At 53.9% G+C, this 22,894-nt stretch carries 19 protein-coding genes and 1 riboswitch; of the genes, 13 read left to right on the forward strand and 6 right to left on the reverse strand.

From position 1 onward, the window contains the following. Positions 1 to 6: 6 nt before the first annotated feature. The 6 genes from JOE21_RS00520 to JOE21_RS00545 all read right to left on the reverse strand — a co-directional run bounded on the left by JOE21_RS00520 (position 7) and on the right by JOE21_RS00545 (position 8,062). A complete protein-coding gene (locus JOE21_RS00520) occupies positions 7 to 747 on the reverse strand; it encodes a GNAT family N-acetyltransferase (RefSeq protein ID WP_309860964.1) in 741 nt (246 codons plus the stop codon). Positions 748 to 1,244: 497 nt separating this feature from the next. Next, positions 1,245 to 1,703, reverse strand: coding sequence for a Rok-like winged helix domain-containing protein (locus tag JOE21_RS00525; RefSeq protein WP_445347058.1), 459 nt, complete (start codon positions 1,701 to 1,703; stop codon positions 1,245 to 1,247). Positions 1,704 to 2,398: 695 nt separating this feature from the next. After that, positions 2,399 to 3,409, reverse strand: a complete 1,011-nt coding sequence (locus tag JOE21_RS00530; RefSeq protein ID WP_309860971.1) for an agmatinase family protein — start codon at positions 3,407 to 3,409, stop codon at positions 2,399 to 2,401. Positions 3,410 to 3,430: 21 nt separating this feature from the next. After that, complete coding sequence (hutI, locus tag JOE21_RS00535) at positions 3,431 to 4,714, reverse strand: imidazolonepropionase (RefSeq protein ID WP_309860973.1); 1,284 nt, start codon at positions 4,712 to 4,714, stop codon at positions 3,431 to 3,433. Positions 4,715 to 4,749: 35 nt separating this feature from the next. Beyond that, on the reverse strand, positions 4,750 to 6,423 hold the full coding sequence (hutU, locus tag JOE21_RS00540; protein WP_309860976.1) for a urocanate hydratase: 1,674 nt from the start codon (positions 6,421 to 6,423) through the stop codon (positions 4,750 to 4,752). A 136-nt stretch (positions 6,424 to 6,559) separates the two neighbouring features. Then, the gene (locus tag JOE21_RS00545) at positions 6,560 to 8,062 is read right to left on the reverse strand and encodes a helix-turn-helix domain-containing protein (protein ID WP_309860979.1); all 1,503 of its coding nucleotides are present in this window, start codon (positions 8,060 to 8,062) and stop codon (positions 6,560 to 6,562) included. Positions 8,063 to 8,216: 154 nt separating this feature from the next. Here JOE21_RS00545 and JOE21_RS00550 point away from each other — a divergent pair, with 154 nt between their 5' ends. The 13 genes from JOE21_RS00550 (at position 8,217) to JOE21_RS00610 (ending at position 22,892) form a co-directional block, all read left to right on the forward strand. After that, positions 8,217 to 9,071 carry a polysaccharide deacetylase family protein gene (locus tag JOE21_RS00550; protein WP_309860983.1) on the forward strand — a complete coding sequence of 285 codons (855 nt, stop codon included), beginning with the start codon at positions 8,217 to 8,219 and terminating at the stop codon, positions 9,069 to 9,071. Between the two features lie 201 nt (positions 9,072 to 9,272). Then, entirely contained in the window at positions 9,273 to 9,542 is a 270-nt protein-coding gene (locus JOE21_RS00555; RefSeq protein WP_309860986.1) for a hypothetical protein, read from the forward strand. 293 nt (positions 9,543 to 9,835) lie between these two features. Further along, on the forward strand, positions 9,836 to 10,774 hold the full coding sequence (locus tag JOE21_RS00560) for a helix-turn-helix transcriptional regulator (protein ID WP_510183838.1): 939 nt from the start codon (positions 9,836 to 9,838) through the stop codon (positions 10,772 to 10,774). Positions 10,775 to 11,282: 508 nt separating this feature from the next. Continuing rightward, positions 11,283 to 11,621 (forward strand): hypothetical protein, encoded by a 339-nt coding sequence (locus JOE21_RS00565; protein ID WP_309860991.1) that lies wholly within the window; start codon positions 11,283 to 11,285, stop codon positions 11,619 to 11,621. A gap of 79 nt (positions 11,622 to 11,700) precedes the next feature. Next, positions 11,701 to 12,885 (forward strand): DUF819 family protein, encoded by a 1,185-nt coding sequence (locus JOE21_RS00570; protein WP_309860994.1) that lies wholly within the window; start codon positions 11,701 to 11,703, stop codon positions 12,883 to 12,885. A 353-nt stretch (positions 12,886 to 13,238) separates the two neighbouring features. Further along, a riboswitch (cobalamin riboswitch) is annotated at positions 13,239 to 13,433 on the forward strand. 210 nt (positions 13,434 to 13,643) lie between these two features. Continuing rightward, positions 13,644 to 15,203: a uroporphyrinogen-III C-methyltransferase gene (gene cobA, locus JOE21_RS00575; RefSeq protein ID WP_309860996.1), complete on the forward strand. Its 1,560-nt coding sequence runs from the start codon at positions 13,644 to 13,646 to the stop codon at positions 15,201 to 15,203. A gap of 39 nt (positions 15,204 to 15,242) precedes the next feature. After that, complete coding sequence (locus JOE21_RS00580; protein WP_309860998.1) at positions 15,243 to 15,893, forward strand: urease accessory protein UreH; 651 nt, start codon at positions 15,243 to 15,245, stop codon at positions 15,891 to 15,893. A 205-nt stretch (positions 15,894 to 16,098) separates the two neighbouring features. Further along, entirely contained in the window at positions 16,099 to 17,649 is a 1,551-nt protein-coding gene (locus JOE21_RS00585; protein WP_309861001.1) for a cobyric acid synthase, read from the forward strand. A gap of 16 nt (positions 17,650 to 17,665) precedes the next feature. Beyond that, positions 17,666 to 18,262, forward strand: a complete 597-nt coding sequence (locus JOE21_RS00590) for a cob(I)yrinic acid a,c-diamide adenosyltransferase (RefSeq protein ID WP_309861004.1) — start codon at positions 17,666 to 17,668, stop codon at positions 18,260 to 18,262. A gap of 613 nt (positions 18,263 to 18,875) precedes the next feature. Then, positions 18,876 to 20,525, forward strand: coding sequence for a precorrin-3B C(17)-methyltransferase (cobJ, locus tag JOE21_RS00595; protein ID WP_309862374.1), 1,650 nt, complete (start codon positions 18,876 to 18,878; stop codon positions 20,523 to 20,525). Between the two features lie 47 nt (positions 20,526 to 20,572). After that, positions 20,573 to 21,436, forward strand: a complete 864-nt coding sequence (locus JOE21_RS00600) for a sirohydrochlorin chelatase (RefSeq protein WP_309861008.1) — start codon at positions 20,573 to 20,575, stop codon at positions 21,434 to 21,436. Between the two features lie 39 nt (positions 21,437 to 21,475). Then, entirely contained in the window at positions 21,476 to 22,267 is a 792-nt protein-coding gene (gene cobK / locus JOE21_RS00605) for a precorrin-6A reductase (protein ID WP_309861012.1), read from the forward strand. After that, positions 22,251 to 22,892, forward strand: a complete 642-nt coding sequence (locus JOE21_RS00610; RefSeq protein ID WP_309861015.1) for a precorrin-8X methylmutase — start codon at positions 22,251 to 22,253, stop codon at positions 22,890 to 22,892. The genes cobK and JOE21_RS00610 overlap by 17 nt, the downstream gene beginning before the upstream one ends. Positions 22,893 to 22,894: the final 2 nt, after the last annotated feature.

Here is a 22,894-nt window from a genome sequence, read left to right on the forward strand (position 1 = left end):
TTGGTCTCAAATAGAATGACGCATCCATACATTGGGGTCTTCATATAGGATGACATCCTCTTCGATCCTCGCTTCAACCGGTTGCAATGCCCCCGGTAATGTATAGTTGCCGGACTGAGGAAATTTCAGATCGGTCCACTCTTCCCATTGTTTCACCGGTGCTTTTGAGATCATCGAGGCGGGGGCGATTTGTAAGATTCGGGCTCCCAACCGCCAATGAACCCGGATCCATGGATCGAAGGGGGATCCATTCGGTTGGACCCAACGAATATAATCCTCCATCGGGATCAACGGATATCGATGTTTCTGATTCGGGCGAACAGAAACGATTAGTTCATCAAACCCATGGTTTATAGCGTTTTCACGCATATGGTGCAGGACGATGGGGCTGATTCCCATTCCCCGAAATGAAGGGGCGACTACTACAGAGATGGCGCATAGCGTGTTTGGCTTTCGATCCTCTTTAAAAGCCCGTTTTAATGCACCGTCATATCCTTCCGGTAACCCTTCTCGGGTACCATCCCAGAATATCGGGACGGCATTTCCCGTTGCCACCATTTGTCTATTTCGAAAAAGTACAAATTGATAAGGGGCAAAAATGGTAAATAACTTGTCTTTTGTCCAATATAACGCATTTGTTTGGTCACCCTGGATTAAGTATGACGGAAACGCATGATCATTCACCTCATCTAACCGATCATAGAGTTCGGGGTCTTCTGCTAAAGATACCCGCTTCCATTCTTTCAATATAAATCCCCCCTCTTCCCATAGTTGCTCTTTCTCTACAAATATTGGCGAACAATTGAAATATAACACGTTTCTTCTCTAGTGAATAGTGATTTATATATTTTATTGAATTAATTCACATCACTTTACAGATGATCGATCAGATCAACAAAGATGATCTTTGTAATTACAGAAGTAAGTAGCATATCGATGGGAATTACGATTTTTAGAATTGTTTATGAGAATAATTTTATATTTTTTTCATATAAAAATTTAAGACCGTCGACGTTAAGGTGGAACTTGGGATCGCTTACTCAAACATGTTCAAACCAAATCCTATACGGTTAAGCAAGTGGAATAGTCCGTTAGTATATACAGTACCGTGGTCTGTTGCCCACCAATATGATGCCGGGGCGTTCTCTCCTTTGTAACGGGACGTTATCTGGCTGTCTGTTTGAATTACCACCCCCTAAGATCAAATAAAAAAATCCCGCTATTTGGCGGGATTTTCTATGTCACTAAACCTCGTACTTAAAGCGCCCATGACCCGATTTTTTAATCACAGGACTTACCTTCAAAATACTCTTCATCCGAATGGTGGGGTTGGCACCTAAATCCCCGCCTCGCCTCTTCACTTCATCACGAAGGTCGACTAAGCGGAGTTCTCCCTGCTCCCGAAGAATGTCTGCTACAATCTCCGCCGTTTGAATCGTCTTTTTGTGAATCCCCTTCGTCTGACTGTAATCGATGACGGGAGGTTCTTCCTCTGTCTCTTCGACAAGTTCCTCTTCCGTTTCTTCCGGTTCTCGATTCGTTAGAAGCCCCTGTGTCAATTCGAAAGCGTTCTCATGATTTTGCAGGTACAGTTGTAAACTGTGGCTGGTTCCTGTGTTCATTGCGGAAAGTAACAAAGCATTTTCCTCTCGGATGACCTTACGAATCCTATTCTCGATCATTTTTTCCAATTGCTTATCCATTTTCACTGATTCTTTCTCCTTTCTTAATTAGAAGATCGTTCATTCCCTATATTAACAAACAATATACAAACCATATAGATTTTTTTCATAAAAAATCATTGACAATAATAACCTATCTATCATCATACCTAAAACATTTTGATTTATTGTCATAAAATAGAATCTGTCGGTTGCGTCCTTTTTCTTTATCCACAGCAATGATTGGAATTTCGAAGGTACTGTTGCTTAATTTTAAACGTTCCAATAGATATTAAGATAGAATGATGAGTAACCAACATGATTTAACGTCTAGCAGTGGCGCCTTATCATGCCGTTACTTCTCTTTATGTAAGACAAGGGAGAGGGTGCCCGCAACAGAAAAAGATTAACGGAACCGATGTATTAAAAACCGGTTGGCCATGGGAGCACATGCCTTGCGTTATTCTTTCACCATATGTTGACACCGTTTAAACGAGTGGCTTGAAGGGGTACAGGGAAGTGATTTTGGTAAGCGATCGTGAAACAATTGGATGAACAACAGAAAATTTGATGGACTTAACCTTTTTTGGCTGGAAACTTTGTACTTTCTAAAAAAGGGGATGGTTGGATCATCGCCCTCCGTTTAGGGATTCGTTATGACTCTCGGGACTGGAGAATCCGGGAAGAAGGCTTTATTAAAAAACACCACCCCCAGTCAATCACAGGGGTGGTGTTTTTCAGGAAGGGCTTAACCCTTTCCATTGCACGTATCCGGTTAAAAACGAGAGCATGGCGTGGACACCGGCTTTGACCGTGGCTCCAGCCACATCCCGATAGGGATCGAGACAGACCAGATCCATACTGGTCACTTTTGTGTGGCGGCCGGCGATAAGACAGGCGTCAAACAGTTCGTCGGTACGCATGCCGCCGGGTGTGGAGGCGGGAACGCCCGGAGCGTAAGCCACATCCAGCACGTCCATGTCCAGGGTGAAGTGGATGGCATCCACCCGTTGGGCCAGTGCCTCCAGCTCCCGCCGGACGACGGCTTCCACCCCTTCCCGGCGGGCCTGTTTCAGGGTGATCCATCTCACGTTCGTTTTGTCGGCGTATTCCCGTAAGGAACGGGCGTTAAAAAAACCGTGGAGGCCGATGTTGACGACGTCTTCCCCGCGAAGCGTTCCGCTTTCGATTAGGTTGCGGATGGGGGTTCCATTGCTGGGGCCGTGTTCCTCCAAGGGGCGCAGGTCGAAATGGGTGTCCAATTGCAGGATACCCAGCCTGTGTTCAGGATGCGCTTCCTTCCACCCTTTCATTGCCATGGCGGTAACGGAGTGGTCCCCGCCCAACAGGAGGGGAAAAGTTTGCGGATGGTGGCGGCGCATAGCCGCCACCGCCTGACGAATGTTCTGATGGCACTGGGCGATGTCGGTGACGTGTTGACGTACATTTCCCAAGTCCAGCACACGAAGGGGCGTCAAATCCACTCCCTCTTCTAAGTGGTAGGGGATAAAGGAGCGCCATGCCCGTCGGATGGCATCCGGATTTTCACTGGCGGCGGAAGCGCTGATGGAAGAACGGGACAGTGGAACTCCCAGTAATGTCACATCCCAGTCATCCCCATGGACCGTCGGGCGTTGCCCGGGATCCAGGGTTTGAATCCATTGATGCACAGAGGGTTCGTCACCAGAGGCGGAACGGTCCCAATGGAACGGGGGCGGCTGAATCATCGGGTAGGGATAAGCGTCCATGTGGATCCTCCTTTGGAAAGGTTACGGGTGGTGGATGCGGGAGCCCGCTTCCACCACAACGGTTCCCTTTTTGATGACGGTGTGCGTATGATTGCTGCCAAAATGGTATTGCAATCCCCGATGGTCCGCCACATCATGGATAACCAAGTCGGCTTGTTTCCCCACTTCCAAGCTGCCGATCCGGTCCGCGCGGCGGATGGCATGGGCAGCATTGATGGTAACCGCCGTCAGGACTTCGGCGGGGGTCATCCCCATGCGTAAACAGCCGAGATTCATCATGAGCGACAGGGAGACCGTGGGAGAAGATCCGGGGTTGCAATCCGTGGACAAAGCCACCGGCACTCCGGCATCGATCAAGCGGCGACCGTCGGCGGTGTCGGTCATCAGGAAAAAGGCGGTTCCGGGAAGCAGTACCGCGATCACACCTGCTTCCGCCATGGCCGCGATTCCTTCATCGGAGACCTTCAGCAGGTGATCGGCGGAGACCGCGTTTAGGGATGCGGCCAGTTCCGCTCCGCCATAGGGTTCAATTTCGTCGGCATGGATTTTAGGAAGCAGTCCGTGTTCCAGGCCCGCTTCCAGTATTCTGCGGGACTGCTCAGGCGTGAACACGCCCTTTTCACAGAAGACATCGTTAAATTCGGCCAGCTTCCGGCGGGCTACTTCCGGGATCATCTCATGGATCACTTCATCTACAAAACGGTCCGGCTGCTCCCGCCGGTCGACAGGAATAGCATGGGCTCCCATAAAGGTGGAGACCAGATCGATGGGATGTTGTCCATCTAATTCTTGGGCCGCTTCCAATTGCTTTAACTCATGCATCAGAGAGAGACCGTAACCGCTTTTGGCTTCCAAGGTGGTGACGCCTTGAAGCAAGAATCGATCCAGGCGGCGTGTACTTTCTTCGATCAGCTGTTCCTTTGAAGCGTGTTGGGTGGCGCGGGTGGTGGCGTGAATCCCGCCGCCCGCGGCCATGATGTCCATATAGGATCGGCCTTTTAAGCGCATGTCGAATTCCGCTTCCCGGCTGCCGGCGAAAACAAGATGGGTATGCGGATCCACCAATCCCGGTGTCACCAATCTGCCGCGGGCATCCACCTCCCGGGCATCCTCCAGTCGGCTCCCATATTTTTCGCGAATAACCGCATCACGGTCCACGGCTTGTATGATGCCGTCTTCGATCCAGACGCTTCCATCCTCGATGGTGTTCAGCTCACCCATTTTCGCTCCCGTCAGCGGACGTTCCGAACTGCCCGCCAACGTGACCAACTCTGCGGCTTCGCGAATATAGATTGGTCGGTCCATGTCATCGCTCCTTTTATTTCATTGATGGATGGGGATCATGGTTTGGAATCCAGCATCGGCATATCCAGTCCCGTTTCCTGCGCGGTGCGGATGGCAGCCTCGTAACCTGCGTCAGCGTGACGCACCACACCCATGCCCGGGTCCGTGGTAAGGACACGGTTCAGTCTGCGGGCCGCTTCCGGAGTACCGTCCGCTACAATCACCATGCCGGCATGGAGTGAATACCCCATTCCCACACCGCCGCCATGGTGGAGAGAGACCCAGCTCGCCCCACCGACAGCATTGATCAAGGCGTTTAAGATGGGCCAGTCGGCGACAGCATCACTGCCGTCCTGCATTCCCTCTGTTTCACGGTTGGGGGAGGCGACAGAGCCGGAATCCAAATGATCCCGTCCGATGACGATGGGAGCTTTCAATTTCCCGCTGGCCACCATCTCGTTGATGATCCGTCCAAAACGGGCCCGCTCTCCGTAACCCAACCAGCAAATACGGGAGGGAAGCCCCTGAAACTCCACCTTTTCTCTGGCCATCCGGATCCAACGGCACAGGTGTGTATTATCGGCAAATTCCCGTAAAATCACCTCATCGGTTTGGTGGATGTCGGAAGGGTCGCCGGAGAGGGCCACCCAGCGGAAGGGGCCTTTCCCCTCGCAAAATTGCGGGCGGATGTATGCCGGGACAAACCCGGGGAAAGAGAAGGCATCAGTGACGCCTTCATCGTGTGCCACTTGACGAATGTTGTTGCCGTAATCAAAGGCGATGCTCCCCTTTTGCTGCATGTCCAGCATGGCTTTGACATGGACGGCCATGCTTTCTTTCGCCTGGGCGACCAACTGGTCGGGATTGTGTTTCCGCATGGCATCCGCTTCTTCCAGTGTCATTCCCCGGGGAAGATAGCCGTTTAAGGGGTCGTGAGCGGATGTCTGGTCCGTCACCACATCCGGTGTAAACCCGATCTCCACCATCTTCGGCAACACTTCAGCGGCATTTCCCACCAGCCCGATGGAAAGGGGACGGCCTTTTTCCTTCGCTTCTTCCGCCAGACGGATCGCCTCATCCAGACTGGTCGTCATGCGATCCAGATAGCGGGTGTCCAAGCGTCGCTGGATTCGGCCGGGATCGGCTTCCACCGCGATCATGACTCCATCGTTTAAGGTGACGGACAGTGGTTGGGCTCCCCCCATGCCGCCCAGTCCCGCCGTTACCACGATTCGTCCTTTCAGGCTGCCGCCAAAGTGCTGGCGTGCACAGGAGGCGAAGGTTTCATACGTTCCTTGCAAAATGCCCTGACTGCCGATGTAAATCCAGCTCCCCGCCGTCATCTGACCGTACATCATTAACCCTTTTTGGTCTAATTCGTGAAAGTGGTCCCAATTTGCCCATCGAGGAACCAGGTTGGAGTTGGCCAGAAGGACCCGCGGCGCATCCCGGTGTGTACGAAATACCGCTACCGGTTTACCGGATTGGATCAGCATCGTTTCTTCATCGCCCAACCGTTTCAATGTCTCCACAATGGCGTGATAAGACGACCAATCCCGTGCCGCTTTGCCGATGCCGCCGTACACGACCAAATCCTCGGGGCGTTCCGCCACATCCGGGTCCAGGTTGTTCATCAGCATACGCAAAGCCGCTTCCTGTACCCATCCCCGTGTGTTTAAACTGCTGCCCCGCGGGGCGCGGATGACATGTTCCGCCGCCTGTTTGTCCATGGGATATCCCTCCTCCATTAAGCTCCTTTTGATCATACAGACAAAAACAACCCCGCTGATAGAGGAGGGCTGTTGGAATGAGGATGAATCTTTTAGCAGGGAGCCTGGCGAGCATGTGGCTTTTTCGACTTATCCTTCACTTTTTTTGGATAGAGTCACTATTTTTATCTCGGTAGTCTCGGGGTGAGCACTTTTGGTGGGATCGGAAAACCCGGCTGAAGTAGTTGGCATTGGGGTAACCCACACGCCGGGCCACTTCCTGGATCGGGAAAGGGGTGCTTTCCAGCAGCCGGCAGGCCTCCCGCAGCCGGATCTGAGTGAGGTGTCGCTGAAAAGGGGTCCCATTCACTGCGAAAAGGTGGCTCAGATAGGAGGGGTTGCGTTGGACGTGTTTGGCCACTTCTTCCAATCCCAGATCGGGGCGGTGGTAATGCTCTTCCATGTAGCGGATTCCCTGTTCCAATATGTTTCCACGCCCCCGGCGTCGGTTTTCAAAGGAGGCCTCCATCAAACGGTCCGCCAAGCGGGCCAAATCGTTGATGATTCGATACAAGACCGGGCTGTACAAAATGGATGAGAACACTTGGTGGTATGCCGCTTCCAGATGAGGCTGTTTGTGCAACAGATGGCTGCGCATAAATCGTCTCAGCTGAGCCAGGATGCTGGTCAACCGGGTACGCAGGAGGCCGGGTTCCGGGTAGGGAACCTCCCCGATTGCCATGTCCGTTCGCAGCCACTCTTCGATCGCCTGGATGTCACCCCGGTCCAAGCGCTCCATCCAATCCCGTTGTTCCAACGGGCTTAAAAAGGGATCGATGGTTCGCCATTGGATGGGGCGATCCACCAAAACAAGCTGTTGGTCTCCCATAAAAAAGCGCAGGGATAGTGCTCCGTAGGCTGCATGGTAACGCTGGTACAGGGAGGGACCTGCCGGTTGTGACAAATGGGCGGCCATAAACAGGGGACGGTGTCCTCCTTCTGTCCACCGTGTCAGGATGCGTTGACCCTCCCGCCGGAACAGGTCGGCTTCGTCTCCGGAGAAAGGGGGGAACAAACAGAGGACCGCATCAGGAAGCGCTTGAAATTGCGGGATCCCCGGCACGGAAAAAGGAAATGACCGGAGAAAGTCCATCAGCTCTTTTAAATAGGCTGCCTCTGTTTGCAAAATCAGCATGCTGCCCCGGAAGGGTTGTTCGTCGTCGATAAACAGGGAGAGGGAAAGATTTCCGAGCGGGGCAGGGAGGGCCGCAGATTTAGGAGAAGGGCTGTCTTCTTTTATTCGATGTAAGAGACTTCTTAGGCTTTTTTGCACTTGTTCCGCCACCAGCGGTTTCAGCCACAGTTCGGCGGACCGGAGTTGGATCGCCCGTGATGCCTGTTCAAAGGTGGATTCTGCCGTCATGGCGACGACCCAGCATCGGTGGTGGTTCACTCTATGACGGAATCGATCCCACTGAGCAGGAGGGATTAATTCCAGTTCCACACACAACAGATCGGGCACTTCCTGCTCCAGCTTTTCCATCAATTCCGAAAAGGAGGCGACCTGGCGGATCAAACGGGGAGGAGCCGACAGAGAGCTGGCCAGCCATTCCAACCCGGTTCGTTCTTTTGGATTACGGTCTGCAATTACCAGCTTCATCGTTCAGGCCCCCTTTGATATAGGTTGTTTCGTCCCTTTGATCTATGGGAGGAGGGTGGAGCAGGCGCTATAATGGTAATCGATATTATCCCTCATCTTCAACAAACGACTTGGGGGTTCCTCTTTTTTACAGGGTGAGAAAGGCGGTTATCGGATGGGCTGGCGAAACGGGCTGGCAGTCATGGTTGTTTGGAGCCTGATGGTGGGATTGACGGCGTGCGGAGAAGCGGAAGGAGAACACCGAATGGGCGGGAAGGAGGATGAAAAAAGATCCGCCCCTGTGGTGGAAGCGGAGGCCGTCCCCGCAAGGGAGAAGCGGGAGTGGCAATCCGATTATAGAATTCGGGTGCCGCAGGAATGGGGTGAGCAGGTAACGGGTGTCGTTTCCCGAATCCAGACTTCCGAACAGGCGATCGCCCTTACGCTGGATGCGTGCGGAGGGGATCAGGGAAGTGGATACGATCGGGAATTGGTGGAGTTTCTAAGAAAACAGGAAGTGCCAGCCACCCTGTTTATTAATAAACGGTGGTTGGAAGCCAATCCGAAAACGTTGGAGGAACTGGCGTCCGATCCGCTGTTCACCATCGAGAATCACGGGACGGAACACCGTCCACTATCCATCAACGGTCGGTCTGTCTATGGAATCACCGGCACTCCCAACGTGGAGGCGGTGGTGGAGGAGATCGAAGAGAATCAGCGGGCGATATCAGAACGGACCGGCCGAAAGCCTCGCTTTTTCCGATCGGGTACCGCCTATTATGATGAAGTGGCGGTGGAGATTGCATCGGAGTTGGGCGTGAAGGTGATTCACTTTGATGTGGTGGGGGACGCAGGTGCTACATGGTCTGCGGAAGAGGTGGAACGCGCCCTGATGGCGAGCCGTCCCGGCTCCATCATCATCCTTCATATGAATCAGCCCCACAGCGGGACGGCGGAAGGGGTGATTCGTGCTGTTCCACGCTTGCAGGAGCAGGGTTTTCGGTTTGTCAAATTGGATGAGTATCTGTGAGGAGATGAGAGTGGGGGACATGGGGGGCGATGGAGGAGCTTGATTGGGAAAGAGATGTTGGGGTCAATCGTAGAAAGGTGATCTCCCAAACGTTTGACGACTGGATGCATAGGAGTGAATCGTACAGCCGATAAAGATTTTACGTATGGCCCACACCGCCTCCTTGCGACAGGCATATTCTATCAACGGGAGGTAGGGAATATGGACATACAGATTTTTGGTGTCTGGATGGTCCCGTTGATTGTCGGTTTGGTGGAATTGGCCAAGTGGTTTGGTCTTCCCACACGGTTGTGTCCGCTGTTGTCTATCACCCTGGGGATTGCAGCGGGTTGGGGACTGGCCTATCCGACTGAACCGGTCCAGGGGATCTTGGTCGGTTTGGCATTGGGTTTGTCGGCGAGCGGACTGTACAGCGGAAGCAAGCATCTTGCAGAACATTACCGCAGACCAAAAAATCCCAATAAAAAATAGAAAAAACAACCGGCGGACAGGCCGGTTGTTTTTCTGTACATATGGAATGTCAACCATTCTATTTGCTATAAAAACAAAGGTAAGGAGAGGATGTCGGAGTCTTTTAGAATCCTGATGTCAGTTAAATTTATTTTTAACTATAAAATAAAGTTGACAGAAAAGACGGATAACGATATGAATGAGATAACCATTTCTATTCTCGTAACAAATAAATAGGATGGGAGAGTGAAACGGTGGACTTCCATCTTTCAACCTTGGATCCGTTATGCTGGCTGAATCAAGCCCAGGAAAAAGTGGGAGGGGTCCGGGAATCTAGGGGCCCGGAGGAAAGGTGGATATGGTCCGGTCCAACCGGAGGAGGGTGGATTCGGTCCGTCCGCTTTCCCTCTGGCATGCAACTTTATCAGGCAAGTATGAAATGGACCCAAACCATACGAATCCTCTGTCGTTTGGATGATCCGTTGCTGGCTCTTCACTTTTGCATGGAAGGACAAGTGGAGGCAACGATGGACGGGATGAAGGAGGGACTGTCATTGCTGCAGGCCGGTCACAGTCATGTGTTGTATGCCCCGCAGTTAAGAGGAGTCTACCGCTTTCCCGCAGGCCGGAGGCTCTCCTTTGCCACTTTGATGCTCAATCCCAAAACATTTTACGCCTTTGCCGAACCCAGGGGATTCTCGCTTCCCGTCTCTCATCCATGGGACGAGCATCAATCTGATTCGGCTCTCCTATCGCCAGATACACAAATGATCCTGCATCAGATTCAAAATCATGAACCGGGAGAAGGTTGGATCCCCTTTTTATATCTGGAGAGCAAATGCATGGAGCTGCTGGCGTTACGCTTGAAGCGTCTCTGGGACAAAGGGGAATCAGGGGAAGCTCCCATGGGAGCGGAGGATTTACGGCAGGTGGAACAGGCTTGCTGCATTTTGAATGAGGAAATGGAAGATCCCCCCGCAGTGGCGGAGTTGGCCAGGCGCGTCTGTCTTAATGAGTGGAAATTACGCAGGGGTTTTCGGCAGTTGTATGGAACGACTGTCGTTCGCTGTCTTCGGGATTTACGGATGGAGAGAGCGCGGAGGTTGTTGGAAGAGACGGAGCATAATGTAACAGAGATCGCTTGCGTGGTCGGATACTCTCATACCAGCCACTTTATCGCTTCTTTCAAAAAGAAATACGGGGTGACACCTAAAGTGTATCGTTCTTATCGAAAGGAAAGAGAGCTCTCTTGACCACTCCCCATGCGTAAACGCAGGGGATTCTCGGGTAATCTCCAGTAACCCGGAGAAATAGACCAAGCGAACCCCGTGAGCCCCACGGTCTCTCGCTGAATTTGAAAAGTCCTCCCCGTATGGGGAGGACTTTTCACCGTATATATGCTCCTGTGATTGACCCTCTTTGATGTCTCTCTGTCACGAAAATGATCAGGGCTTCTCCGACGAAAGGGAAGCCTTTCAAGGCGTCCCGTGAATGGTTTCCAAAGGACAGTGATGGGACTCCTAATAACCGTACCCTGGGATGACCGAGTTAGTGTTTTTGGCCCAGGGAGACTTGGAATGATGGGATCCCTTCTTTCGAACGACCCATGACCTTTTTCCCCTATATACTTTATTCGTAAACAAACTTTCGTTTGTGTCCACTTTTGAAAAAAATTCTTATGAACCATGTTAGTCCGGTAGGGATGGAGGGATGATATCGCTGTTTTCTTTTTCATAGCATGGAAGGAAGGGAGGAATGGGGATGAATCAGGTGGATCGCACGGCGGAAAGCTTTTGCGGGATGGTGGGAGGATGGCTGGGAGTGGCAGGAATGAGTGCTCACATGCTGGAAATCTGGTTTGTGGAAACCGGATGGGTCCGAACGGGAGGAATCGTCATCCATTTGGCAGCGGCAGCTGTACTGCTACGCGCCGCCTGCCTGGCGACACCTGCACGCCTGGAACGGCATCCCCGTCGAAGTGCCGTCTGGATGGCGGCAGGTGCTGTTGTGGGGTTGTTCTTCTCCTGGTTTACCATGATTACGTCCGGTTTGCTCTTCCTGGGAGCCTGGTTGGCTGTCCGCAGGAAGTCAGCCGACTGATCAGGCGAGTAACGATGTGATGAATTGAAATAAGAAGGAGGCTGCATCACCACCTTGAACAAGATTGGAGGAATTGAGTATGTCCGGTGAAGCGTGGGTGACGGATCCGTTTGGAGTAGGTGCCGTCATTACCGTGCTAATCGCTGTTTCCTTCTGGTTGGACCGACAGATTCGCCTGTTTTCTTTTTTGGGAACGGCGATTCTGGTGATTACCGGAGCGGCGATTCTGGTTAACCTTCAGGTTATACCGGCCTCCATCGGTCAGGCAGAGGGAGAGTTGAATCCCCTTTATGTTTTTGCCGGTGATTATGGAATTCCACTGGCGATTGTGTTGTTGCTCTTGTCCACGGATTTATCCAGTCTGCGTCGGTTGGGGAAACCTGCTGGAATCGCTTTTACCCTGGGAGCCCTGGGAACGATGATCGGAGCGGTGGTGGCCATCGCGGTGACCGCAGGCAGCATCGGTGAAGAAGCATGGAAGGTGGGAGGACAGTTTACCGCCAGTTATATCGGGGGCGGAGTCAACTATGCGGCTGTCGGGAATGCCCTGGACACCTCCGAATCCATGTTTGCTGCCGGAGCGGCGGCGGATAACATCATGACCAACTTATGGATCGTGATGACCGCTTTGCTGCCGGTTGTGTTGCGGCGTTTTTACCCTTCTATCCGGAATCATTCGGGAAGTAAAGCGTCCCCGATGAAAACGGGGTTGGCACGGAGGTCCTTTTCCATCCATGGATTGGTCACTCTGGTTGCCGTCACCTTTACCATCGTGGCAATTGCCGAGTGGCTGACCCCTCGGGTCAATCAGACCGTCGGATGGGAAATTCCTTCGGTGTTGTGGTATACCACGTTGGCGCTGGCAGTCGGCTGGCTGACTCCCGTAAACCGTTTGACCGGCGGGGAGGAATTGGGGAATTTTATCCTTCACTTCTTTTTTGCCACCATGGGAGCGGGTACGATCCTCCATACTTTGGCGGAAAAGGGGCCGGTCGTTTTCTTGTTCCTGACGATTCTCGTTGCCGTTCATGCCCTCGTCCTGTTTGGAGCGGGGCGTTGGTTCAAGGTGGAGGTGGAAGTACTGGCAACCGCCAGCCAAGCCTGCGTCGGCGGACCGTCCACCGCTGTGGCCCTGGCCAGCTCCAAAGGCTGGCACAGTCTTGTCACGCCGGCTGTGCTTTTGGGTGTCTTGGGATACACCTTCGGCAACTACATCGGGGTGCTCATGGGGCAGCTCTTGCGCTGGATGCTGGGGGGAGCCTAGGCCTGTCTGGTCATTCCATCTTCCGGGAGAAGAAGGGAGGGTCGGGTTGGCTTTTGGTTCGCCTTTGCACTCATAGAGCACAAGTCTCGCCAGGGTCACTTTGTTCTGTAGCTGTGATATTCCCTGTAGGGATCTTGATGGTTCGCCCATTTGCTTCCTCATGAAGTAGCGTAGATCATGGGCTTGTAGCATGGTTTTAAACATTGCCTTAAACATGGAAACAGGGTTTTTGAAACCAAGAAGATAACTATGCAAGTGTCGGCATATCTGTAAAGAAGCTTTGGCCCTTGAATTCTTCCAAAAAAAGATGGACAAACAGGTGAATCCTTTTGTATATTTGGTTTGAATAAAAAATTCATAATAAAAGGACAGGTGCCGGCCGTTTGCCTGACGGTTCGGTTAAAAGGGAAGTTCGGTGAAAGTCCGACGCGGTCCCGCCACTGTGAATGGGAGCAAACTGCATGATGTCACTGTTCTTGTTAAAGAACGGGAAGACGCAGGGAGCGATGACCATCAGCCAGGAGACCTGCCTGTCCTTCGGATCACCATGGGTACCTACGAGGATGGGGGAGGTGACGTGACGGGAGAGCCGGTTCGCAGGATTTGGTCGGAACTGGTGCTGTCTTCATGCGCACAAAACGCATCCGGGAGGATGCGTTTTTTAGTGGAACGTGAGCCGGAAAGCTGGCTCCTGCCGGGGGTCCCGGAGAAAACGATAAGGAGCTTCATTCAGTACAGAGGACCATGGGGGAGAGGAAGTGGCAAGTTTGCAGAAGGGTTTCGTTTATCTGGTAGGGGCAGGCCCCGGGGATCCCGGACTGATCACCGTGAAAGGAAGGGAAGCGTTACAAGAGGCGGATGTCGTTCTTTACGATCGGTTGGTCTCCCCCCGTCTGTTGGAAAATACGCAGGATTATTGCGAACGGGTGGATGTGGGAAAAAGGCCGTCTTCTCGATGGACGCAGGAGGAGATCAACCGGACACTGATCCGGATGGCGAGTGAAGGAAAAACGGTCGTCCGTTTAAAAGGGGGAGATCCCTTTGTGTTTGGACGGGGAGGGGAGGAAGCCGCCTCATTGCGGAAAGCGTCGATTCCTTTCGAAGTGGTCCCAGGAATCAGTTCTGTGACAGCCGTTCCCGCTTATGCCGGCATTCCTGTCACCCATCGGGATTACAATTCATCGTTTACGGTCGTCGCTGGTCACGAGCATCCCGACAAAAAAGAGTCCGCGGTGAAATGGGAGCATCTGGCTAAGGGATCAGAAACCTTGATCATCCTGATGGGAATGGCCAACCTTCCACGGATCCGTGATGTACTGCTTCGTTACGGTCGAAGTCCCGGGACACCGGTTGCCCTGGTTCGTTGGGGTACTCGGTCCAACCAAGAGACCTTAACCGGAACATTGGCGGATATCGCTGAACGGGCGAAGGCGGCAGCGTTCCGTCCCCCCGCCGTCATTATCGTCGGAGAGGTGGTTCGGGAAAGGGAGCGACTGACTTGGTTTGAGTTGCTGCCTCTCTTTGGCCGCCAAATCCTTGTTCCCCGCACACGGAAACAGCGAAGCCTCCTGTCCGCCGGGATTGAACAGCTGGGGGGAGAAGCGGTGGAATTTCCAGTCGCGGACCTGAAGATGGCGGAGAATGCTGAGAACGTGATAAAAGCGGAACCGATGGACGATTGGCTCGTGTTTACAAGCGCTTCGGGAGTAGAAGTATTTTTTCGCATTTTGGAGAAGACAGGGAAAGACATTCGGCAGTGGGCAAACGCTCAAGTGGCTGCTGTGGGGAAACGCACGGCTGTTTCATTGAAAGAAAAGGGGATACAAGCGGATGTGTTTGTGGATACCCATTCAGCCGGTTTGATGGAGGCGATGGGGTCCCTGGTGAAAACCGGGGACAGGGTGCTCCTCGTCGGAGGCGGCAAATACCGGATCACTCTGGCATCCTCCCTTCAAAACAGGGGCTGTCAAGTGAGGGAAACCGAAGCGATCGAGACCCGGACCGTTTACGGTTGTACGAAAGATGCCGTCCGTATGCTGCAGGCGGGGGAGGTGGATATGATCGCTTTTGCCAGTTCGTCGACTGTCCGTCATTTGGTCGAAGCGATCCGTCCGGAACTGGCGGGTGAGGAGGAGGCGCTTTATTCGGTGCCGGTAGCCTGTATCGGTCCTGAAACCGCACAGGCGGCGGAAGAATGCGGCTGGAAAGTGGACAAGGTGGCCTGCCCTCATACGGTGGAAGGGCTGATTGACGCTCTTTGTCATCTGTCGGAGGAGAGGCAAACCGCACTTGCCGCTACGGCTGAAGGACCATCTTGATCGTACGAACTTGAAAAAAGAATGAATGGAGGAAGGAAAATGGGTCTGGAATTGGTAACCACCTTAGGGTTCGGGTTGCTGTTGGGTCTTCGTCACTCCATGGATCCGGATCATTTTATCGCGGTCTCCACCATCGCCAGCCGTACAGGGAACGTGTTGAAGGCGACGGCTTCCGGTGTTTACTGGGGAATGGGACATACCGCCACCTTGTTGCTGGTTGGCATCCCGCTCCTGTTGATGAAGACATCGATGCCTGACTTTCTACAGATCCTGATGGAGCTGATCGTCGGATGTATGCTGGTCATCCTGGGCTGGACATCCTTTCAAGCTTTCCGGCAGGGAACGGTTCGGAAGGATTCCACGAGCGGCGGGAAAAGCGGACAAAACCAGGTGCGATCCCGCTCATTCCTAGTCGGAATGGTTCACGGAATGGCGGGCAGCGGAGCCCTGGCGGTGATGGTGATGGCTTCCTTGCGAAGCTTCACGGAAGCCCTTTTGTATCTGTTGTTGTTCGGGGTCGGCACCATTGCAGGTATGAGCTTGTTTGCAGTCCTGATCGGCGTTCCCTTTACCTATGCAGGCAAACGGTCCGTTATGTTGGAACGGGGAATGGGTATGACGGCGGGAGCGGTTTCGATTTTGTTCGGGATTTACTATTTGCAAGACATCTTGTTCAACGAAGTCTTCTAAGGCCCCCGTTTCCGATATCGATCGTGTTCCCTAGAAGGGGGGGTTCCAGCGTAGTGTCTTGCCACGCATTAGAACGGAGACGGAAAACCAAGCCGACCGCTACTCAGCGTAAAAGGCTAAGAAAAAAAGATTATATACCTGAAGGGGAACGAGATCTAATCGGATTCACCATAAGGGAAGGCGATGAAAGTAACAGGAGAACGGAATGAAAAAAAAGATCATGATTCAAGGAACCGGTTCCGATGTGGGCAAAAGTGTACTGGCGGCGGCTTTGTGCCGAATTCTTAAGCAGGATGGACTTCGTGTCGCGCCCTTCAAATCTCAGAATATGGCCCTTAACTCCTACGTCACACCGGATGGAAGGGAAATCGGACGGGCACAGGGAGTGCAGGCGGAAGCCTGCGGAATGGCGGCGACGGTGGATATGAACCCGATTTTGATTAAGCCCACCGGTTCCATGCGTTCTCAAATCGTCGTTAGAGGCAAACCCCATATGGATATGGACGCTTCTTCTTATCGGGATTTCACCCGAAAAGTGTGGCCGATCTTGCAGGAATCCTATCATCGGTTGGAACAGCAAGCGGACGTGATCGTGATCGAGGGAGCGGGCAGCCCGGTGGAGATCAATCTAAAAGATCGGGAAATCGTCAACATGCGGATTGCCCGATGGCTTCAATCTCCCGTCCTGCTGGTGGGGGATATCGACCGGGGCGGTCTGTTTGCCCAGGTCGTAGGGACTTTGGAACTGTTGGAACCGGAAGAGCGGGATCTGATCGCCGGTATTCTGATCAATAAATTTCGCGGTGATCCTTCCCTCCTCCACTCCGGCATCCGGTGGTTGGAGGAGCGGACGGGAAAGCCGGTACTGGGGTTGATTCCCTTCCTTCCGGATCTGGATCTGGAAGCGGAAGACTCCATGTCCCTGGACAGGAGGCCTGTCCTGAAAAAGAACGAGAGAGATGACCGGATTGAGGTCGCCGTCATCCGTCATCCCCATCTCTCCAACTTTACCGATTTTGACGCGCTGGAAAAGGAAGAGGATGTCGCACTCCGATATGTGGGTCATCCGGAAGCACTCGGTTCTCCCGATGTCGTCATCTTACCCGGCAGCAAAAATACGGTGGAGGACTGGTTGCACTGGGTGCGGATGGGGATGGCGGGAGCGATCCAAGACCGAGCGCGGCAGGGAGGGCATATCGTCGGCATCTGCGGCGGATATCAGATGATGGGTATGGAGTTGAAGGATCCGTTACAAGTGGAATCCCGCCATGGTCAAGTAAAGGGAATGGAATTGTTTCCGCTACACACTACCTTTTTGCCGGAAAAGCGGACGGTTCGGGTTCGGGGGGTTCTGACAAATTGGGGAGAAGAGGTCTGGCAGTCTCTGCGGCAGGAGAAGGTGGAAGGTTACGAGATTCATATGGGAATAACCGAACCCATTTCCGGCGGGAAGTCGGGTGGCCCATTGTTCCGGGTGGCGGCCGACGGTGAAAATCCTCGTGGGGAAGGATGGATTTCCCGTGACGGCCGCCGATGGGGGACCTATCTACACGGTGTTTTTGACAACGATGGTTTCCGCCGGGCATGGTTGAATCAGCTTCGGAGGGAAAAGGGCTGGGCACCCCTTCAGCCATCCCGTTCTCACGCTGCCCGGCGGGAAGCGGCCTTCGATCGGCTGGCTGACCATGTGCGCCGACATGTCGACATCCCGCGGCTGTATCAGATCTTGGATGAAAAAACTTCACATACCGGATGAAAGGGAGGTTGAAACCATGGGAATTTATACGCGCCGGGGGGATGCCGGCGAGACATCGGTGATCGGAGCCCGGGTTTCTAAGGATCATGTGCGGGTGGAAGCTTACGGCACCGTTGACGAGGCCAACTCTTTCGTCGGGGATGCCATCGCCCGGATGAGAGAGAGGGATGCGGAACGATATGACGACATGATCGAAATCTTAACGGAAATCCAGCAGGAACTTTTTGATGTGGGTGCAGACCTGGCAGTGGTGAAGGGAAAACGTCCGTACAAAACCACGGCTGAACAGGTGGAACGGTTGGAAGGATGGGTGGATGAATTCCTGGCGGAGGCACCGCCGGTCAAAAAATTCATCCTGCCGGGGGGAACCTCCATCGCATCGGCGCTCCATATCTGTCGTACGGTGGTGCGGCGGGCGGAACGTCGTGCCGTCACCCTGACCCTGCAGGGAGAGATCAACGGAGAAGCCCGCCGATATCTGAACCGGTTGTCTGACTTTTTCTTCGCCTTGGCCCGTGCCGCCAACGCCAGGGAACAACAAGAGGACATCCAATATATCCGGGGCAGGGATGTCTTTCGGGGGCAGTCGCCTGTTAAAAGGACGAGTACGTAGCCCTCATGCCGCACGGTCAAATCAGAAGGGTTTTGAGTTTAAGAAGATGAGCGGAAGAATTTGTTTTCCGGCGGAGTGACTCTGCCACGCATGGAACAAAGACGGAAAACAAATTCTGGAGCGGGTGATGTCAAAACGACCGAGTTATTTTTAAGGTAGAGCATGGGGATCGAGTGGCCAATACAATTGCAAGATTAGGGTCTGTCTGGGTCATTCAATCTTCCGTGAGTAAAAGGGAGGGTCGGTATGGCTTTTGGTTCGCCTTTGCACTCACAGAGCACAAGTCTCGCCTGGGTCACTTCGCTCCCGGTCTCGCTATGTGCTTTTTGCAACGAAACGAAGACAGCCAACCGACCCGGGATCTCGCGCTACGGATTGTTTAGACACGCCCTAGTACTACGGTTGTGCTTATAAGCGCAGGTGCAGATGTGAGAAGGGAGGGTGGTGGGATGGCTGCGATCCTTTGCGCTTTTTGCAAGAGATCGAAGACAGCCTGCCAGCCCGACCCACCCACGCTCCTATACACTCTTCGTACAAAAGCAACTGTAGTACTAGTAGAGGTACGGAATCTGCCTGAAAAATCGAGTCTGGGGGTGCAATCATGGCAAACCGTGTGAACGGAAAGCTGTTGGTGATCGGATTCGGGCCGGGGCATTTCGATCATATGAGTGGACGTGCCCGGCAAGCGATCGGCGAAAGCGATGTGATCGTCGGCTACAACACGTATGTCGATCTTATCCGCGGACTGTTAACCGATCAGGAAATCGTCCGTACCGGCATGACGGAGGAAGTCAGCCGGGCACAGGAAGCCGTGCGGCTGGCGGAAGAGGGGAAAAAGGTGGCCGTCATTTCTAGCGGAGATGCGGGTGTATATGGCATGGCGGGCCTGGTTTATGAGGTGCTGATCGAAAAAGGGTGGCACCCCGATACAGGGGTGGAAGTGGAAGTGATCCCCGGGATCTCCGCGATCCAATCTTGTGCGTCCCTGCTGGGATCTCCGGTGATGCACGATGCTTGTACCATCAGTCTGAGTGATCATCTCACCCCGTGGGAGACGATTGCCCGCCGGATTGAAGCTGCTGCCGTCGCCGATTTTGTCATCGCCCTGTACAATCCCAAGAGCGGTCGGCGAACGCGACAAATCGTGGAGACCCAGCGGATCCTGCTGGAGCATCGGGCGGCGGATACTCCCGTCGGGCTGATAAAAAGCGCCTATCGGGAGCGGGAGCATGTCGTTTTGACCACACTGGAGCGGATGCTGGAGCATGACATCGGGATGCTGACAACGGTGATCATCGGTAATTCCAGCACCTTTGTCCACCACGGCTTAATGATTACTCCCCGGGGCTATCAGCGCAAGTATACACTGGATTCCACCATTCAGGATTTAAAACCCCATCAGCGGTTGAAGCCGGAAGCGGAGCCCTGGGCTCTTGAAGGGAGTCTGAGCGGGAAGAACGGACAAGATCCGACCGGTTCCATCTCCGCTGCCAAAGTGGAGGTGGAGAAGCCGAACTTACCCGCCTTGGCGATGGAGGCCCTTTCCATCCTGGAGGCGAAAGGCAAGGTCCAGACCACCGCCCTGGCCGATGCTTCAAGCGAGACGGCATCTGTCGTCTCCATCTTCGAAGTGGCCGTTTCTTCCGGGTTGGCCGAGAAAAAATGGACACCCGCACAAATGAAGCTGCTGGCGGAATTGGCCGGGGAAAAGGGGGAAATCGAATACACTCCCCATCACCAGATCTTGTTGCGAGTGCCTACGGATTCGCCGCAGGAGATCATCGACTGCCTGACGGGAGAAGGACTGCTGTTAAATCCCGTTGGGGACACCGTCCAGATCAAAGCTTGCGACTTTTGCCACGGGGATAAGGGAGAGTCGATTCCCTTCGCTGAGGAACTGAATCGGCGGATTGGCGGGCTCACTGTCCCCAAAGAATTGAAGATCGGGTTCAACGGGTGCGCGATGGCTTGTTACGGAGCGGTGACGGAGGAAATCGGCATCGTGTTCCGCCGCGGAAGCTTCGATCTCTTTCTGGGAGGGAAAAACATCGGACGCAATGCTCATGCGGCTCAGCGTGTGGCGGAAGGGCTCACACCGGAAGCGCTGGTGGAAGCTGTGGAGCAGGTGGTGCGGGAATACGCGGAAAAGGGAAACCCCAATGAACGGTTCAACAAGTATTTTAAGCGTGTGGGAGTCGTGGCGGGTTTCCGCCACGCCGATGCCCCCAAACCGACGATTCCGGAATTGGCTTGCGGTGAATAACGAGTCGGTCTAAAAAAGCCGGTCACCCGGCGGGGAGGAAGATCTGTATGGATGCTGTTCTGTTTGTGGGGCACGGGAGCAGAGACCCGGAAGGGAATGCCGAACTGCTCCAGTTTACTGATCAAGTGTCCCGTCACCTCATGACACCGGTGATTGAGACCTGTTTTTTGGAATTGGCCCTTCCGGACATCCCTCAGGGAATCGCCCGCTGTGTAGAACGAGGGGCCACCCGTATCTCCGTCATTCCCATCATGCTGTTTTCCGCCGGACATGCCAAAGTGCATATCCCCCTCTCCATCCAAGAGGCCCGGGGTCGATACCCGCAAGTGGAATTTCGGTATGGCCGTCCCTTTGAAGTGGATAAAGGCATCCTGTCCATCCTGAGCCGAAGGCTGGAGGAGATGAACCTTCCGACCGGCGAGGAAGAGGATGAGCGGCACGATGTGGCCGTGTTACTCGTGGGCAGGGGCTCAAGCGATCCGGATGCCAACAGTGATTTATATAAAATCAGCCGGTTGTTTTGGGAACAACACCCGGTTAAATGGGTGGAAACCGCGTTTATCGGCGTGACGGATCCGCTGTTTGAAGAGGGGTTGGAGCGGTGTCAGCGGCTGGGGGCACGTACATGTATCGTGTTGCCGTACTTTTTGTTCACGGGTGTGCTGATTAAGCGGATGGAGGAGAAGCTGGCTCGTTTTTCTTGCGGTCACCCTGACTTTTTTGTAACCATGGGTTCCTATCTGGGGTTGGATGAAGGACTGATTCCCGTGCTGCTGGAGCGGGTACGGGAAGTGGAACAGACGGGGGGCGCCGATTGGCGTTTCCTGGCCGAGCAGGCGGAAGCGGCCGAGCATCATCATCACCACCATGACCACCACCATCATCATGGACAGGGTCATACCCACGGATAACCCGATCCCGGCAACCCCTATGGGAGGAGCGTGCATGCGGTGATTTTATTTTTGGCGGGCACCAGTGACGCAAAGGAACTGGCCAAGCGGTTAAAGGATGCGGGGTATGCTTTGTTGGCCACTGTAGTGACGGAGCATGGGGCGGAAGGGTTGGAGGAAGCGGGAATTCCGGTCCGGGTGGGACGGTTGGACCCGCTTCAGATGGCGGCGCTGATCCGGGAGCACGGCTGCACGGCTGTTGTCGATGCCAGCCACCCTTTTGCCGAAGAAGCATCCGAAAATGCCATGAAAGCTTCCCGAAAAGCAAGTGTTCCCTATATCCGGTATGAACGGCCCGCCGGACGCTATGGAAACCACCCCCGGTTAAAATCGGTGCTTTCCTACCGAGAAGCGGCGGAAGAAGCAGCGAGGCGTCCGGGGGTGGTGTTGCTGACTACCGGGAGCAAAACCCTGCAAATCTTCACAGAAGTCCTTTTGGAGAAGCCGGAAATCCGGCTGGTCGCCCGGATGCTCCCCCGCAGAGAGAATCTGGATAAGTGTGAGGCCCTCGGTATCAAACAGGAAAATATCATCGCGATGCAGGGTCCTTTCGGCGAAGAACTAAATCGAGCCCTCTACCGCCATTACGGGGTGACGACGGTGATCACCAAGGAAAGCGGACAAGCCGGTGCGGTGGATGAGAAAGTCGGTTCGGCGTTGGACATGGGTTTGGATGTGATTCTGATCGCCCGTCCGCGCCTCGACTATGATCGGGTGTTCACCGAGATGGAGGCCGTCTTGGCGGAGCTGGGCAAACAGGAGAGGAGCAACCACCATGTCACAAGGATTTAAACCGGTTACCACCCGCCCGCAGGAAATTGAGGATCTCAGCTTTCAGATGATTACGGAGGAATTGGGCACTCACCCCTTTACGGAGGAGCAGTTTCCGGTGGTTCAGCGGGTGATTCACGCTTCAGCCGATTTTGAACTGGGCAGGAGCCTGTTGTTTCACCCCCGTGCCGTCCAAGCCGGAGTGGAGGCGATTCGGAAGGGGCGTCCCATCGTCGCCGATGTGCAGATGGTTCAAGTAGGAATCAGCAAACCCCGCATTGAGCAGTTCGGTGGTGGTGTGCGTGTATACATCTCCGATTCCGACGTGGTGGAAGAGGCGAAACGCCTGGGAACCACCCGGGCCATTGTTTCCATGCGAAAAGCCGTGCGGGAGGCGGAAGGAGGCATTTTCGCCATCGGCAACGCCCCCACTGCGTTGCTGGAGTTGATTCGCTTGGTGAAGGAAGGAACCGCCCGTCCAGGCCTGATCGTGGGGGTGCCGGTCGGATTTGTCTCCGCGGCTGAGTCCAAGGAAGAGCTGGCAAAATTGGACATTCCCTTTATCACCAATCAGGGTCGGAAAGGAGGAAGCCCCACAGCGGTGGCGGCTGTCAACGCTTTATCCCTTTTAGCCGTTAAGGGATAAGA

Source organism: Desmospora profundinema, from assembly GCF_031454155.1.
Classification (GTDB): domain Bacteria; phylum Bacillota; class Bacilli; order Thermoactinomycetales; family DSM-45169; genus Desmospora; species Desmospora profundinema.

What these genes read in the sequence shown, in the direction of transcription:
- JOE21_RS00570 (WP_309860994.1), top strand. Translation starts at nt 11,701, where the DNA reads ATGTCCGGTGAAGCGTGGGTGACGGATCCGTTTGGAGTAGGTGCCGTC.
- JOE21_RS00610 (WP_309861015.1), top strand. Translation starts at nt 22,251, where the DNA reads ATGTCACAAGGATTTAAACCGGTTACCACCCGCCCGCAGGAAATTGAG.
- JOE21_RS00530 (WP_309860971.1), bottom strand. Translation starts at nt 3,409, where the DNA reads ATGGACGCTTATCCCTACCCGATGATTCAGCCGCCCCCGTTCCATTGG.
- JOE21_RS00590 (WP_309861004.1), top strand. Translation starts at nt 17,666, where the DNA reads ATGGGAATTTATACGCGCCGGGGGGATGCCGGCGAGACATCGGTGATC.
- JOE21_RS00555 (WP_309860986.1), top strand. Translation starts at nt 9,273, where the DNA reads ATGGACATACAGATTTTTGGTGTCTGGATGGTCCCGTTGATTGTCGGT.
- JOE21_RS00525 (WP_445347058.1), bottom strand. Translation starts at nt 1,703, where the DNA reads ATGGATAAGCAATTGGAAAAAATGATCGAGAATAGGATTCGTAAGGTC.
- hutU (WP_309860976.1), bottom strand. Translation starts at nt 6,423, where the DNA reads ATGGACAAACAGGCGGCGGAACATGTCATCCGCGCCCCGCGGGGCAGC.
- JOE21_RS00580 (WP_309860998.1), top strand. Translation starts at nt 15,243, where the DNA reads ATGGGTCTGGAATTGGTAACCACCTTAGGGTTCGGGTTGCTGTTGGGT.
- JOE21_RS00565 (WP_309860991.1), top strand. Translation starts at nt 11,283, where the DNA reads ATGAATCAGGTGGATCGCACGGCGGAAAGCTTTTGCGGGATGGTGGGA.
- hutI (WP_309860973.1), bottom strand. Translation starts at nt 4,714, where the DNA reads ATGGACCGACCAATCTATATTCGCGAAGCCGCAGAGTTGGTCACGTTG.
- JOE21_RS00550 (WP_309860983.1), top strand. Translation starts at nt 8,217, where the DNA reads ATGGGCTGGCGAAACGGGCTGGCAGTCATGGTTGTTTGGAGCCTGATG.
- JOE21_RS00600 (WP_309861008.1), top strand. Translation starts at nt 20,573, where the DNA reads ATGGATGCTGTTCTGTTTGTGGGGCACGGGAGCAGAGACCCGGAAGGG.
- JOE21_RS00545 (WP_309860979.1), bottom strand. Translation starts at nt 8,062, where the DNA reads ATGAAGCTGGTAATTGCAGACCGTAATCCAAAAGAACGAACCGGGTTG.
- JOE21_RS00585 (WP_309861001.1), top strand. Translation starts at nt 16,099, where the DNA reads ATGAAAAAAAAGATCATGATTCAAGGAACCGGTTCCGATGTGGGCAAA.